Origin of the sequence: Deinococcus detaillensis, assembly GCF_007280555.1 — a bacterium.
Lineage (GTDB): Bacteria > Deinococcota > Deinococci > Deinococcales > Deinococcaceae > Deinococcus > Deinococcus detaillensis.
On sequence record NZ_VKDB01000026.1, the window covers coordinates 26,173 to 40,283 of the forward strand.

Here is a 14,111-nt window from a genome sequence, read left to right on the forward strand (position 1 = left end):
CGAGCAGACGCATAAAGTGAGGAGAGAAATGGAGACAATTGCGCCGCTGGCAAAAGTTCTAGCCGAGGCAAACGGAATCGAATGGCGTTCGCTGCACGGTACAGGCAACGCCGGAATGATCACCGAAACCGATATTTTGGGTTACTTGGCCCGCGTCATGAGCGGAGAAGAAGACGCGCCGACGACCCCAGTCGATCCGATGCCCTCGCCTGCCGAGTTGGCGGTGTATTCGTCGCCGGAAATGCTCAGCCGCGCCGGAGTCGAGCCGGAATTGGCCGAGTTTCTCAAGGCCCAACAAGATCAGATTCAGCACGTTCAAACGCAGCACAGCGCTCCTCCCGAAATGGTGGCCCCGCCCGTGCCCAGCATGTCTTCATCTGATATTGCCGTTCCCGATATTGCTGTGCCGAGTGTGTCTATGCCCAGCGCCGTCATGTCCGATTTGGCTGTGCCTGATTTGGTGGTGCCTGAAGTGACGGCGGCAGAAATCGTGCTGGAACCGGTTGTGGCAGCCCCCGTCACCCCAGAGCCCACCGCGCCGACGCCCGCCTTTGAAGTGCCGCTCGCTGCCGAAGACGACTTCGCCGAGCCTGCCTTCATCCATACACCTGCCCCCGCACCAGAAGATGAGTTCGAACTGGAAGAAGAACCCGTGGAAGCCCAAGCGCCTGCGGCGCAGGTGCAGCCAGTGACGCCGCCTCCCCTGCCCCAAGCGCCTGCCAAGCCCGCTTCCGGCGGCCTGCTCAGCGGCCTGCTGTCGAGCTTGTACCGCCGCAACGACCCGCCCGCTCCTCAAGCGCCGACTCAGCCCACCCCTGCCCAGCCCACACCGACTCAGCCGGTTGCCGCGACGCCTGCGGTCAGCTCGCCAGAAGTGGTCAAGCCCGCAGTCGTCAAGCCCGAAGTGAAGCTGCCCGAACTCGGCGTGCCGCCTGCCGCCGCCTTGGCGCTACCGGAACCCGAACTGGCCGTACACGCCGACGTGGTGCCGCCGATCAGCACTGAGAGCAGTGCCGAAGAGCGCGTCCTGCCGCCTGTCCCCGTACTCGGCGAAGTCATCGTGCCCGATATCGCGCAGCCAGCCGATACGGCGAAGCCAACCGACACCGCCGAGCCCGCTCCATTCGCGCCCAGCGAACCCGAAGTCGCGCCGGTGCCGTTGCCCGCACCGCAGCTGCCGTCTGTTGCGGCCGCCACCGTGCCCAATATCACCGTGCCCGCTGCTGCTTGGGCCGGAACCTACCTGCGCCGCGAGGTGGATTTGAGCGCCATGCAAAGCGCCCGCGAGCAGCTCAGCGATCTGGTCGGCGACTTGCCGCTCACCCTGATGCTGGCCCGCGCCGCTCAGCGCCACCTCGGCCTGCTGAATCTTTCCAGCGTGGCAGTAGCCAATGTGAGCGGTCAAGCGCTTGACGCAGACCTCAGCGGCGACCTCCGCAGCGGCATCAAGGCCCTCTCGGATGCCAAGCCCGCCGGCTCCGAACCCGCCATCCCAGCCGATCTGCTGATTCTCGACGCTGGCGAACTCGACCTCGACGACCTGCACTACCCGCACGCCGTCACACTGTCGCTGGGCCGCGTTCAAAACGGCAAGTCGGCCCTGAGCCTCAACGGCGACTTGGACGTGCAGCAGGCCGCCCGCTTCCTCGCCGAAGTCTCGGCGCTGCTGGCCACACCGGTCAAGCTGCTGGTGTAGTGGGGAGAGGGGAAAGCAAGACAGTTTTCTAGCTTTGCTTTCCTCCTCTCTCCTCCAATCCGTTAAACTAAGTCACGGTGCTGTGCGCCGTGCTTTTTTTTGGCAAAATTCGCGCACAGTGGGAGGCATACATGCCCGGAATTGCAATTATTGGCGCACAGTGGGGAGACGAGGGCAAAGGCAAGATCACCGATTTTCTGGCTCCCAAAGCAGACTTCGTGGTGCGCTATCAGGGCGGAGCCAATGCCGGACACACTGTGACCGCCGCAGGCCAGACCTTCAAACTCAATTTGCTGCCCAGCGGCGTGCTGCATGAACAAACGGTCAGCGTGCTGGGCGACGGCATGGTGATCGACCCCGAGAAATTCCTGGCCGAGCGCCAGAACCTCCTCGACGGCGGACTGAGTCCCGAACTGCGCATTTCCGAACGCGCTCACTTGGTCTTGCCGCACCACAAATACGTGGACGGACGCAAAGATTTTGTCGGCACGACCGGGCGCGGCATCGGCCCCGCCTACGCTGACCGGGCGCGGCGGGTGGGCATCCGCTTTGGCGATCTGAGTGATCTCAGCGTGCTGCGCGAGCGGGTCGAGCGACTCCTGGAAGCCAAACCCAACTCCACGGCGGCGGCAGGCTGGGGCAGCGTCAGCGACGCGCTGGGTTACTTGCTGCCGATACGCGACGCATTGGTACCGTTCGTGGCCGACACCGGCTCTCAGCTGCGTCAGGCGATCAAGGACGGTCAGAACGTGCTGTTTGAAGGCGCTCAGGCGACCCTCCTCGACCTCAATTACGGCACCTATCCGTTCGTGACCAGCTCACACCCCAGCGTGGGCGGCATTTTGGTGGGCGCGGGGGTCAGTCACAAGGCCATCAACAAGGTCTACGGCGTGGCCAAAGCCTTTAACACTCGCGTCGGCAACGGCCCGTTTGTCACCGAGGTGTTCGGCGAAATGGAAACCCGCCTGCGCGGCGACGGTTCGCAGCCCTGGGACGAATTCGGCACCACCACCGGACGCGCCCGCAGAGTCGGCTGGCTCGACTTGGCGCTGCTCAAATACGCCGTGGAAGTCAACGGCTTAGACGGGCTGGTCATTAACAAAATGGACGTGCTGGCCGGCATTCCTACGCTCAAAGTCGCCACCGAGTACGACGCGGCGGGCCTTCCCGTTTACCGCGAGATGGCAGGCTGGGCCAGCACTGAGGGCGTGGACAGCCGCGCAGGCTTGCCCAAAGAAGCCCAAGCCTACCTCGACCTGATCGAAGACACCGTGCAGTGTCCGGTGGTGATTTTCTCGGCGGGGCCAGCCCGTGAGCAGACCTACGGCTCGGTGAGCTGGGAATAGTTTTTTAAGCCGCCTATAATTTCGGGAACGCTGAAGGCGAGAGATCGCCCGCGTTCCCAAAATTTTGACACAAACCTGACAATTGAACGGGCGGGCAGCGCTTTAGAATCCAAAGCATTCACGGGCCGCAGCATCTGGCCCACAAAGGAAGTGACTGACTTGACCACCTCTCCCATTATTCGTGCCGATAACGAACGCCTTGAAGTGCCGGGCGTCGCGGCGCTCACCCACGATTGGCTCGCGGCGATTGGCGAAGACCCAGACCGCGAGGGCCTGCTGAAAACTCCTCAGCGGGTGGCCCGCGCTTGGGGCTTTTTGACCGGCGGCTATCAACTGACTTTGGGTGAGGCTGCTGGGGACGCCGTGTTTGAAGCGGAAGGCTCAGAGATGGTGATCGTCAAAGACATCGAGTTCTATTCGATGTGCGAGCACCACATGCTGCCCTTTTATGGCCGCGCCCACATCGCCTACATCCCAGACGGCAAAATCTTGGGCCTGAGTAAATTTGCCCGCATCGTGGATTTGTATGCCCGCCGCCTGCAGGTGCAGGAGCGCATCACCACGCAGGTTGCCGAAGCAGTAGAAGAATTGCTGGCCCCCAAGGGCGTGGCGGTGCTGCTGGAAGGCACCCACCTGTGCATGGCCATGCGCGGCGTGCAAAAGCAGAATTCCTCGACCACCACCTCAGCCATGCGTGGATCCTTCAGGGATGACCCCCGCACACGCGGCGAGTTCATGAGCGCTGTGCAGCAGACCTTCAAAAACCGCTGAGCGTCAAACGGCTGAGGAGCAGCTCCTCACCCTCAGCCGCCAACGATATGCTCGTCAAAAAAGCCCATCACCCTATTCCAGGCGTCGATACTGGCTACACCGTCAAAGCTGGGGCCGGGGGTGGCGAACGAGTGCCGCGCCCCCGGATAGACTTTGATGTCGTTGGCGATGCCCGCTGCTTCCAATTCGGCGGCCAGCGCCCTCCCCTGCCCAGCGGTGACGTCTTTTTCAGGATAGCTGCCCACCACCGGGCAAGCGCGGCGCACCGCTTCCAGGGGGCGCGGGTTAAAACCGTAATAGGGAGCCACCGCCCTCACCCGCTGATCGGTGCAGGCCAGCGCGATAGCCAAGCTGCCGCCCAAGCAAAAGCCAATCGCACCGAGGCGTGAAGCGTCCACGCCGGGCAGTGCGGCCAGTTCGCCCAGTGCGGCGCGGGTATCCCGTATTCCTTGGTGGCCGAGGCTGTCGGCGAACACCCCGCCGAGCATCTGCGCCATGCAGACGGCTTTGTTTTGATTGGCGAACAAATCCACCGCCAGCGCGACGTAACCGGCCTGCGCCATGCGCTCGGCCACCGCTTTGATCTCGACCGTCAGGCCAAAAATTTCGTGGATGACCAACATCCCCGGCGCTGAGCCGCTACGGTCTGGTCGGGCCACGGGGCGCACCAAGTACCCTTCCAGAGTGCGGTCTTCTGAAGCAAATGAAATCAGCTCTCCGGTCAACTCGGTAGCGGCGCTTGTCATGCCCGCAGCTTAGAGCCTTTAGCATGGCGCATGGCTGAAACTGCTTCCGAAGACTGGCTGAGCTTGCTGGACTGGCGCAGGCAAATGAGTGATCTCTACGCCGAGGTGCGCCGCCTGTATGCCAGCGACCCGGCCGCCGCTCATCAGCTTTGGCAGCGGGTACGCAATGAACTGTTCAAGTCGCACCCGCAGTCGCCACTGCTGATGGAGGCGCGGGCCGACTTCGCGGCGCTGCCGGTGTGGCCTTACGATCCGGCCTACGCTTTCAGTTCAGCCGTCCGAACCGATTTGCCGCCTGAACAGTTCACGGTGCAGACCTCGGCGGGCCAAGCTATGCCGCTGATTCGGGTGGGCCGCGTGAAGCTGCACAACCAGCACCACGATCTGGGCAAGCTGGATGTCTACTGGATCGACGTGTACGGCGGCGGGCTGTTCTTGCCGTTTCGGGACGCGGGCAGCGGTCAGACCCATTACGGCGGTGGGCGCTACCTGCTGGACACCGTGAAAAGTGCCGATCTGGGCAGCCTCCCAGGTAAGCGCTTGGTGCTGGATTTCAACTTCGCCTACCACCCATCCTGCTTTTACGATCCACAGTGGAGCTGCCCGCTGGCTCCGCCGCAAAATGGACTGGCGGCGGAGGTGCGGGCAGGCGAGCGGCTGTAAGTAACTGGCTGGGCTTAGCCCTGCTTCAAATACTTTCCAAACCAACTCAGCGTCTGCGCCCAAGCGTCATCGGCGGCGGCTTTGACGTAGCCTTGGCCGGTGTCATTGTTGAAGGCGTGGCCTGCGCCGTCGTAAATCTTCGTGGCATAGGTCGTTCCAGCGGCCTTGAGCGCCGCTTCCAGTGCGGGGATTCCAGAATTGATACGGGTGTCGTTGCCGCCGTAAAGGCCCAGCACCGCCGCTTTGATGTCCGGCACTTTGGCGAGGTCGGGCGCGGGGCCGTAAAAGGCCACCGCCGCTTTGAGTTCGGGTGCAGCCGTTGACAAACGCCACGTCAGGCCGCCGCCAAAGCAAAAGCCCACCGCGCCGACGCCCTGTACGCCGGGTTGCGCTTCCAGCACTTTGAGGGCTGCCAGCAAGTTGGTCACGTGTTCGTCGCCGGACGTTTGGGCGAGGTAACTGGACACTCTGGCGGTGTCGAGATACTGCGCGGTGCCGCCAATCTTTGAAACCAAATCGGGGGCCATCGCAACGTAACCGGCCTTGGCGAGGCGGCGGGCAATGTCTTGGATGTGCAGCTGAAGGCCCTTGTTCTCGTGGATGACCAGCACGCCGGGCGCGTTGCCGCCGCCAGCCGGACGGGCCAAGTACGCCAGATTGGTAAAGCCGTTGGCTTCGTAGGTCACCGGCTTTACCACGATGGACGGGTCTTGCGGATCCACCATGCCCGCGCCGCTGGCCTGATCCGGCTGCGGGGGCGCGGCTTGGGCCTGAGCCAGTTCGGCGGCGCTCACGCCCGCGATGCCCAGCGAGGTCAGCAGCGTTCTGGCTCCCAGCGCTCCGCCGCCCAGCAAGGTCATCCGGCGCAAGAACTCGCGGCGCTCCATTTCGCCCTCGCGGTAATCTTCGGCGAACTCCTCAACCACGTAGCGGAACAAATCCTGACGATCATCGGGCATAGCGGCTCCTTTGAATGGGGTTCAAGTTCACTTTGCCCGAAGCAAGCGCCGGAGTGTGTAGGGTGGGCAACGGTAAAAATTTGGACCTGATGCCCGACAATACCTGCATGAACACCACCCTGACCGCCGTTCCCGACTTCCGCGTGGGCCACTGGACAGACCCAGTCGGCCAAACCGGCTGCACCGTGATTTTGCCGCCGAGTGAGGGCGCGGTGGCTTCGGCCAGCTTCCTTGGCCCCAGCCCTGCCACCCGCGAGGGCGTGCTGCTCTCGCCCGAAAAGAAAGTGGAGCGCATTCACGGCCTGCTGCTGACCGGCGGCAGCGCCTTTGGCCTCGCGGCAGCGGGCGGGGTGGTGCGCTGGCTGGAGGAGCAGGGCGTGGGCCACCCCACCCCGTTTGCCCGCGTGCCGATCGTGCCCGCCGCCGTGATTTACGACCTCGGCGCGGGCGACCCTAAGGCGCGGCCCGATGAAGCGGCGGGCTACTTTGCCGCCCAGACTGCCAGCTCGGCAGCCGTGCCGCGTGGGCGCATTGGGGCCGGAACCGGGGCCAGCATCGGCAAGTATCTGGGGCCAACTCGGGCGGCAGCGGGCGGGCTGGGCAGCGTTTATCTGTCGCGGCACGGGGTCAGCGTGGGAGCGCTGGCGGTGGTCAATCCGATTGGCGACGTGTACAGCCCAGCGGGAGAGCTGTTGGCCGGGCCGGGGGTGGGGCCGGGCGCGGCGGCTTTTACACCCGGCGACGTCGAAAACACCACCCTGCTGGTGATCGTTACCCAGCACTCGCTCACCAAAAACGACGCCCGGCGCTTGGCGGACGCGGCTCAAGCAGCTCTGGCCCGCGTGATTCGCCCCAGCCACACTTACTGGGACGGAGACAGCGCTTTCGTGCTGAGCAGCGCGGCCCTACCCGCCGCCGATCCCTTGCTGCTCGGCACGCTGGTGCAGGAAGCGGCGGCGCTGGCTGTCGCCGACGCGGTGCTGTCGCAGCGGGAATAAGCGCAGCGCGGCGGCTGTTGGCCCTCAGACGGCAGCGTTTTCACGTCTGTACTCAGTGCAAAGTCGGGGCTCTGGCTGTCCATTACGCGCCGTGTGGCCGCTGAAGGCTGGCTTGGCGGGTTTTTCTCATCAAACCTGAGTGCTGCTGACCGTTCACCGCACTTCATTCGCCCCTCACACGCTGAACTACACTGGCCCAGATGAACCGCCTTCAGTCCACCGATATCGTTTCGCTGAGAATGTTTCATTGCCGCGCCGCCAGCGCCGTGCAGGGCGCTCAGTATCACTTGGCGGTGATGCACTACCGCACCTGCTTAGAATCCGCCGAGCGGCGCGAAGACGCTCAGGCCATGCGCTTTTTTGCGCTCAAGCTCTCGGAGTGTTATGCCCAGATGGGCCTGCGCGACAAAGCATTGCAGTTCCGTTCACTGGCCGAAGACAGCAGCGAGCAGATGGGCGGCCTGATCGGCTGAGGCGGCCATGTTCAGCGTTGGAGCCTTTCAGCGCCGAAGGAAACCGCGCACCTGCGCCACCCGCTCCGTCAAACTTCCTCTGAGTGACTGATACCGAATGCCCCGCGTTTCTAAGTCTTGCCGAATGAACGCCTGCTGGACGCCGCGAACTTCAGTGTTGCTGCGCCAGCCGTCTTGCTCGTGCGCCAAGTCGTCGGCACATAAAAAAGTGTGAGCGTAACGGCGCTTGGCATCGTCGGCCAGCGCGTGCAGTTCGGGGAGGGCGGCGCGGCACAGCAGGTACGACCACATCAGGGTGGTGGCGGCGGTGGTGTCCACAAACAGGGAGCGGTTCAGGCCCGGCGTGCGGGCAGCTTCTTCCTCTAAAGCACGGTGGCCGAGGGCGATTTCCAGAAAGTGTTCAGGCGTCAGTTTGCCGTCCTCGCGCTCGTAAACGTCGCGGCCATACTCGCGAACGAAGTGGGTGCCGAAGTCGCCTGCCAGCGCTGCCGTCAGGGTGCTTTTGCCAGTGCTCTCCGCGCCGACGAGTGCCACCCGCTCCACGAAGTGGGCATAGACCAGCGGGTTTAAGAAGTGCCGCGAGGCGTGAACGTCGGCGCGAATGGCCGTGCCACTGATCGGCGTCTGGCGGCGTTCGGGATCAAAGGGAAGGTGAGCGATATTCAGTCGCTCGGCCAGCGGGGGGCCGTACCCTTCACTGGTGACCACCACATCTGGTCGCACATTCCAACCGTCCAGCACGGCCCCGACATACTGCTGATGCTCGGCGTCGGGGGCGCTGTTGAGCGGCGGATTGGGCGCGTCGGGGAGCAGGGTCAGGTGCGGAAACAGGTGGGCCGGGAACACCTCGCGCAGCCAGTTACGGCGCACAGGCGAGGGCATGGCCGGGAAGTCGGGGCGGCTGTAGACCCACACACTGACCCGTTCGCAGCGTGATAGGGCAAAACGGATCAGCGCCTCATGTCCGGCGTGCAGCGGAGCGAACTTGCCGACGATCAGGCCGTGCGCGAACTTGCCCGTATTGTCAGGCAAACTCGACCACGCGCCTCTCGTCTTTCCTCCAGGCGAAGTAGCCGTAGACGCTCATGGCTCCCAGAATAAATTGCAAACCGAACAAGGCCCAGTACGCCGTGTGCCAGAAGTAAACTGCCTGCACCGCGTTGACCGTCACCCACACCGGCCAGCTCCAGGCCCATTTGCGGGTGGTGGCAAAATTGGCGACGAGGGCCAGCGTGACTGCCGCGAACTGCACCCAGTTCCAGCTTTCTGAAAAGTCGGTGGCGATGGTGGTGTAGGCGAAGATGGCGAGGCTGGCGACCCAAGTGACGCCGTACCACAGCGGCTCGTTGAAGGTCAGCTCTCCCCTGTCGCGCCGCGCCTCCAAGTGCCAGAGGTAGAGGCCGTGAATGCCGAACAGCAGGTAGGTGACTTGCAGGCCCGCCAGCATCCACTGACCGCCGCCGACAAACAGCAGGAAGTACGGCAGCAGCGAGGCGTTTGACCAGTGCCAGTACGCCCGCGCCTTGGCGAAGAGGAAGTAGAGGGAGACGAGAACGGCCAGCCCGCCGGAGAGGTCAAGGAGGAGGGGCGGGAGGGCGGTGAGGAAGGTCATAAATGCTTGAGTTCCCTTGTCAAACCTCCCAGAGCAGCCTCAATTCCATCTTTTGGAAAAGGAATGTATACAATTCCATGATTATTGCTTGGTACATTCACACCGTTCTCGTGAAGCAGACAGACCCGGCTAGGCCCGTAGCGACCTTGAAAGTATCCAATCTCGTGGATAACATTCTCACGCGCCCTAATTTGATCATCGTTTGTGAAATCGTCGCCTGTCATTACAATCACAGCAAAACTACACCTATCTGCCTCTTCTATTAATTTCTGAATTATTGTTCGCCCTTTGTTTGGCTCTTGTGCTAGTTCGAGGGTCGGAACGCCAACAGTCTTTTCAACGTACTCCTGCACTTTTCTCCAGTCCTCGCTCCTGCCATGAGATATAAAAACTCTATGCGGTGGTGGTTTTATAGACGTGTTCTTAGAATTTTTTGAAACCCACATTTCCATAAAGAAGTTGATCTCATTGAGTATGGCTGCCAAATCATCGATTCTTGCATATACTCCGTCATCTTCTACTACGTAAACTTGCGGCTGGGATGCAAGTTCTATACTTGAGAATATCTCTGGGAGAATATTTGCCACATTGTGTCGAATACTTATATAAGCTTCCACGATTCTTCCAACTCTGTGTACAGGCAAACCGTACATTTTCCCCTCAATCTCTTGAGAGAGAATTTTCTGAAACGCTGCCAACGCATTGACTAGTGCTTCTGTGCTCATGAACTCTGAGTCAGCGCTCACGCCCGCCCTCTCACCACATCCAACGTCTCGTCCACCAGCACTTCGCCGTCGCGGTACACCACGCGCATCACGCTGTCCGGGTACTCGGTATCGAAGGTCTGATACTGCTTGGTCACCAGGCGCTGGCCTTCGCGCACCAGATCGAGCACGCCGTCCTTGCTGCGCTTGCCGGGGTCGGTCACTGGGTCTTTGTAAATCGGCTGGAAGTACTCGCCCTCCGGGCCGTCGATCAGCGCGGCGCTGGCTTTGTAGGCAAAGCGCTGGGTGTCGCGGTCCACTTTTTGCAGCAGCGCCCCGCCCATGCCGAACGCCACGTTCTCGGCCGAAAAGCCGTCCACGATCAGGTTCTGCAAGATCTCGCGAATCGAGTCCTCGTCCACGCCGTCGCCCTGAAGAACCCGCACGTGGTTGAGCAGCATGAAGCCCTTGCTGTTGGTGGTCGTGCCGAACTTGGCCGCCAGCGCCCGCACCGCCAGACGCACCATTGAGGCTGGGTCGCCGCTGTCGGGGCGTACCACCAGGGTTCCGCCGCTATCAATCACCTGCTGGCGCAGGGTTTCGCCCCAGTGGGTGTTGATGGCGTACTTGAGGTCGTAGCTGTCACTGACCACCGCGTAGACGCTGCCGGGCTTGCTGAATTTCTCCACCATGTTGCGGTAGGCGTCCACCTCGTGTGCCTTGCCCCAACTGGTGATGGTGCTGTGCTCGGCGGCGGGAATCGAGAAGGCGGCGATGTCGGCCCCGTAGTAGTTACGCCCGGTGCGGAGGGCTTCCAGCGTGTCGCTGCCCTGAAAGTTGATCAGGTGCGCCAGTCCGCCCAGGCCCGCGCTCTCGCGGCTCGATACGCCCCGGCTGCCGAAGTCGTGCAGCTTGAACGGCAGTTCCTCGGCGGCCCGGTCGGAGGTCTGCTCTAAGGCGGCTTTGAGAATCTCGCGCAGGTAGTAGCTCTGGGTGGCGACGGTGGTGGTGTACCAGACGCGCATCAGCGACGTTTCAAACCAGCCAGGCAGCCAGGGCACGGCGGGGTCGGTATTGGTGACGGTCATCAGAGCGTTGTGGACAGGCACGAGCATCCCCTCCGGCACCGCGCGAATCTCCAGCGGGAGCTTACCGCCGTGCGCGGTGACAATGTGCATCCAGCCGTCGTAGGGAAACGGCTCGCCGTGTGCGGTGATCAGCTCGCGGGCTTCCTCCACCATCTCGGCGGTGACGCGCACGCTCAGGTAGCGCTTGAGGATGTACTGCAACCCAAAAAAGCGGGTGGCCGGGTAGCGCCCGCCGCGCGATTCGAGGTAGGAAAACAGTTTGCGCGTGCCTGCCGGGTACTGGAGAAAGTGGCTGGACTTGTAGCTGTCGGTATCTAAGATGATGTTGTTGTCGGCTAAGGGGTTCATGGTGTGGCTCCTTTTCATGTTGTGGATTACGGAGAGGGCGGACAGGTTCGCTGATGTTCAAACGCTGAAGTTCTGCACGTATTCCTGTAGCTATTTCAGTTGCTTGACTTCAAACGCCGCCGAGCAGCGCCTCAACTCTTCTGCGTACTCAATCTGCCCTTGCCACTCCGCCGGAAACGCGCTCAATCCCAGGTAAGCCCCGGCAAACGCTCCGGCGAGACAGGCCAGCGAGTCGCTGTCGCCCTTCGTGACGGCAGCACGGCGCAGGCTTTCTACCGGGTCAGTCGGCGTCAGCAGAAAGCACAGCAGCCCGGTGGCGAGGGCTTCTTCGGCAATCCAACCTTCGCCGGTAAAGTCGCAGGGGTCGGCGTCATCGGGAATACCGGAAGTGAGCGCGGTGTTCAAGCGGCCCAGCACGCCGAGGCATTCGTCCCAGCCCTCTGAGATGTAGCTTTGCGGACTGGACGCGCTGTAGTGATGCCACAGATCGCCCAGCCAATCCTGGTGATAAACGTTGCGCTGGGCCTGGGCGTAAGCCGTCAATTCGGCCACCAAGTGCTGCGGCTCAGCACCCGACACCAGCAGCCAAATCACCTGCGCCGTCAGGTCGGCGGCGGCCAGGGCAGTGGGGTGGCCGTGCGTCAGGGCGGCTTGAAGTTGGGCCGCTCCCGCACGGGTCTGGTCGTCAGCGATCAGTCCCAGCGGCTGCACGCGCATGTTGGCTCCACAGCCTTTGCTCTGCGCCACCGTCGCGGCTTGCCACGCGCCGCCCCGCTGCAAATTGCGGCAGGCGGTCAGACAGGTGTGGCCCGGAGCGCGGTTGTTTTCAGGGTCGTGCAGCCAAGCAATGAACTCAGCCCTCAGCGTGGTCTCCAGCGCCGCCGGGGTCTGTTGGGGTGCGGCCAGCAGAGCGCGGGCCACCGCCAGCATCATCTGGGTGTCGTCGGTGACGCGACCCGCGTGAAGGTCAGTCGGGCCGCTGGGCGCAAACGTCTGCCGAATGTGAATCAGGCTGCGCATAAACTCGGTGGGCGCAGCCAGCGCGTCGCCGTAAGCCGAGCCGAAGAGGACGCCGCTGATTTGGCTGGAGGTGGGTCGGGTGTGCATCTGGACTCCTGTTGATAGGCCTGCGGGGTGTAGGAAGGGGGAAAGTGAGTGCCAGCGAATGCCCTCACCCCCGCATCAAAAAATGCTCCATGATTGCGTGGTGGTCTTCAAAGAACAGCTCCGGCGCGGCCAGTGCTTCGCTGAGCGGCAGCCAGAAAGCGTCGGCGGCGTCGCTTCCGGGCCTCAGCACCGGCAGTTGCCCGATGCCCAAATCGAACTGAAAGGCGTGCGACACCGTGCGGCCCCGCAAACTTCTGGCCGGATAATCGAACACCGCTTGAGAGCGCTGGTACGCCGCCAGATCGCTGATTTGCAGCCCGGTTTCCTCCACCACTTCGCGGACACACGAGGCCAGCAACGTCTCTTTGAGGTTGAGGAATCCGCCGGGCATGGCCAGCCGCCCGCGTCCGGGATGCTCGGCGCGGCGCACCACCAAGACGTGCCCGCTGCGAATCACCACCGCGTCGGTGGTCACGAACACCACCGGATACGGCGTGCTCGCCCAAGCCGCTCGGTAGTCCTGCACATAGCGGTATTCGGCTTGTAAGGCGGCAAAGTCACCCGTCCGGCGAAAGCCTTCCAGGAACTTCCAGACGGCGGGCGGCACGATTTTTTGCACCCGCTCCAGATCATCTTCAAAGTAAGCGCGGCGCACCTCGGTGGCGCTCAGATCACTGACCACATGCGTCGGCAAAAATTCCCAAGCCGGAAACGAGCGCAAATAATAGCTGCTCTCGTCTTTGAGGTGCCCGATCAGCGCCACGTCACTGCTGCCGTGGGTATGCCCCGCCACGCCGCGCTGCACTTCACTGAGCCACAGCGACTCGTTGTAATAATAATCGCGCACATGCACGAATAGCACCCGGCTCACCTTGACGCCCGCTTCCCGCAGCAACTCCACGATCACGGCTTGGCGCTCCTCGGCGGTGAAGGGGTTTTTGACGTTGCGGGCCGCCCGCGCCGAGCCGATCACCACGATCAGCTTTTGAACCTGTGACAGGGCTTCGAGCATCACTTCCAGGTGGGCGGCGTGCGGCGGCTCAAAGCGGCCAATGTACACGCCAAAGGTGCGTTTTCGGCTACGAGATTCTGGCTGGGTTGGCTGCCTATGAGTCATGCTCATAAATTACTCTATCGATTATGAGATGAGTTAGAACAAGCGGCTTCAGGCCGGATTACTTCCAACCCAGCGCTTGAAAGGCGACCAGCAACCCCAAGCCCACCACCAGCGTCCACAAAACGCTTTTGGTTTTCCAGGCCACCCCACCCGCGACGACGCCGGCCACCAAGCGGGCGCTGAGCAAGTTGAATTCACCGCCGTGAACGAACAGTTCCGGCACCACCAGGGCCGACAGCACCGCCGCTGGAACGAGGCCCAACGCTGAGGCGAGGCGCTCCGGCAGCGGGCGGCCCCGCAGCAGCAAGAGAGCTGAGGAACGCAGCAAAAACCCGATCAGGCCGACCCCAAAAATGATGATCCAGATGGTCACGCCTGTACGTCTTCGTCGATTGACTTGGCCCTGAGGGTCAGGCCGACCCCAAAAATGATGATCCAGATGGTCACGCCTGTACGTCTTCGTCGATTGACTTGGCCCTGAGG

15 protein-coding genes are annotated in these 14,111 nt (G+C 62.4%); 6 read left to right on the forward strand and 9 right to left on the reverse strand.

The genetic code is table 11. The features are described from left to right. Nucleotides 1-28 precede the first annotated feature (28 nt). From FNU79_RS16040 to folE, 3 genes are all read left to right on the forward strand, one after another. Nucleotides 29-1,696: an E3 binding domain-containing protein gene (locus tag FNU79_RS16040; RefSeq protein ID WP_143721801.1), complete on the forward strand. Its 1,668-nt coding sequence runs from the start codon at nucleotides 29-31 to the stop codon at nucleotides 1,694-1,696. Between the two features lie 131 nt (nucleotides 1,697-1,827). Beyond that, entirely contained in the window at nucleotides 1,828-3,042 is a 1,215-nt protein-coding gene (locus FNU79_RS16045) for an adenylosuccinate synthase (RefSeq protein ID WP_143721802.1), read from the forward strand. A 159-nt stretch (nucleotides 3,043-3,201) separates the two neighbouring features. Next, nucleotides 3,202-3,813 (forward strand): GTP cyclohydrolase I FolE, encoded by a 612-nt coding sequence (gene folE, locus FNU79_RS16050; protein ID WP_164473467.1) that lies wholly within the window; start codon nucleotides 3,202-3,204, stop codon nucleotides 3,811-3,813. Between the two features lie 32 nt (nucleotides 3,814-3,845). On the opposite strand, the gene FNU79_RS16055 is transcribed toward folE, so the two are convergent. Continuing rightward, nucleotides 3,846-4,559, reverse strand: coding sequence for a dienelactone hydrolase family protein (locus tag FNU79_RS16055; RefSeq protein ID WP_143721803.1), 714 nt, complete (start codon nucleotides 4,557-4,559; stop codon nucleotides 3,846-3,848). A gap of 30 nt (nucleotides 4,560-4,589) precedes the next feature. Between FNU79_RS16055 and FNU79_RS16060 the strand changes: the two genes are divergently transcribed. Continuing rightward, nucleotides 4,590-5,222 (forward strand): DUF1684 domain-containing protein, encoded by a 633-nt coding sequence (locus tag FNU79_RS16060; RefSeq protein ID WP_143721804.1) that lies wholly within the window; start codon nucleotides 4,590-4,592, stop codon nucleotides 5,220-5,222. 14 nt (nucleotides 5,223-5,236) lie between these two features. On the opposite strand, the gene FNU79_RS16065 is transcribed toward FNU79_RS16060, so the two are convergent. Further along, nucleotides 5,237-6,181, reverse strand: coding sequence for a dienelactone hydrolase family protein (locus tag FNU79_RS16065; RefSeq protein ID WP_143721805.1), 945 nt, complete (start codon nucleotides 6,179-6,181; stop codon nucleotides 5,237-5,239). Between the two features lie 107 nt (nucleotides 6,182-6,288). Here FNU79_RS16065 and FNU79_RS16070 point away from each other — a divergent pair, with 107 nt between their 5' ends. Then, entirely contained in the window at nucleotides 6,289-7,179 is an 891-nt protein-coding gene (locus FNU79_RS16070; protein ID WP_185974757.1) for a P1 family peptidase, read from the forward strand. Nucleotides 7,180-7,379: 200 nt separating this feature from the next. Continuing rightward, the gene (locus FNU79_RS16075; protein ID WP_124871682.1) at nucleotides 7,380-7,652 is read left to right on the forward strand and encodes a hypothetical protein; all 273 of its coding nucleotides are present in this window, start codon (nucleotides 7,380-7,382) and stop codon (nucleotides 7,650-7,652) included. Nucleotides 7,653-7,679: 27 nt separating this feature from the next. Here FNU79_RS16075 and FNU79_RS16080 read toward each other — a convergent pair whose 3' ends face one another. The 7 genes from FNU79_RS16080 to FNU79_RS16110 form a co-directional block, all read right to left on the reverse strand. After that, nucleotides 7,680-8,684 (reverse strand): AAA family ATPase, encoded by a 1,005-nt coding sequence (locus tag FNU79_RS16080; RefSeq protein WP_143721807.1) that lies wholly within the window; start codon nucleotides 8,682-8,684, stop codon nucleotides 7,680-7,682. After that, the gene (locus FNU79_RS16085) at nucleotides 8,677-9,264 is read right to left on the reverse strand and encodes a nicotinamide mononucleotide transporter family protein (RefSeq protein WP_143721808.1); all 588 of its coding nucleotides are present in this window, start codon (nucleotides 9,262-9,264) and stop codon (nucleotides 8,677-8,679) included. The genes FNU79_RS16080 and FNU79_RS16085 overlap by 8 nt, the downstream gene beginning before the upstream one ends. Further along, the gene (locus FNU79_RS16090) at nucleotides 9,261-10,010 is read right to left on the reverse strand and encodes a TIR domain-containing protein (protein WP_143721809.1); all 750 of its coding nucleotides are present in this window, start codon (nucleotides 10,008-10,010) and stop codon (nucleotides 9,261-9,263) included. The genes FNU79_RS16085 and FNU79_RS16090 overlap by 4 nt, the downstream gene beginning before the upstream one ends. Next, on the reverse strand, nucleotides 10,007-11,404 hold the full coding sequence (locus FNU79_RS16095) for a nicotinate phosphoribosyltransferase (protein ID WP_143721810.1): 1,398 nt from the start codon (nucleotides 11,402-11,404) through the stop codon (nucleotides 10,007-10,009). The genes FNU79_RS16090 and FNU79_RS16095 overlap by 4 nt, the downstream gene beginning before the upstream one ends. A gap of 90 nt (nucleotides 11,405-11,494) precedes the next feature. After that, nucleotides 11,495-12,511: an ADP-ribosylglycohydrolase family protein gene (locus FNU79_RS16100; RefSeq protein ID WP_143721811.1), complete on the reverse strand. Its 1,017-nt coding sequence runs from the start codon at nucleotides 12,509-12,511 to the stop codon at nucleotides 11,495-11,497. Nucleotides 12,512-12,575: 64 nt separating this feature from the next. Further along, nucleotides 12,576-13,628 carry a bifunctional nicotinamide-nucleotide adenylyltransferase/Nudix hydroxylase gene (locus tag FNU79_RS16105; RefSeq protein ID WP_225430129.1) on the reverse strand — a complete coding sequence of 351 codons (1,053 nt, stop codon included), beginning with the start codon at nucleotides 13,626-13,628 and terminating at the stop codon, nucleotides 12,576-12,578. A 58-nt stretch (nucleotides 13,629-13,686) separates the two neighbouring features. Further along, a complete protein-coding gene (locus FNU79_RS16110; RefSeq protein WP_143721813.1) occupies nucleotides 13,687-14,001 on the reverse strand; it encodes an AzlD domain-containing protein in 315 nt (104 codons plus the stop codon). Between the last annotated feature and the right edge of the window lie 110 nt (nucleotides 14,002-14,111).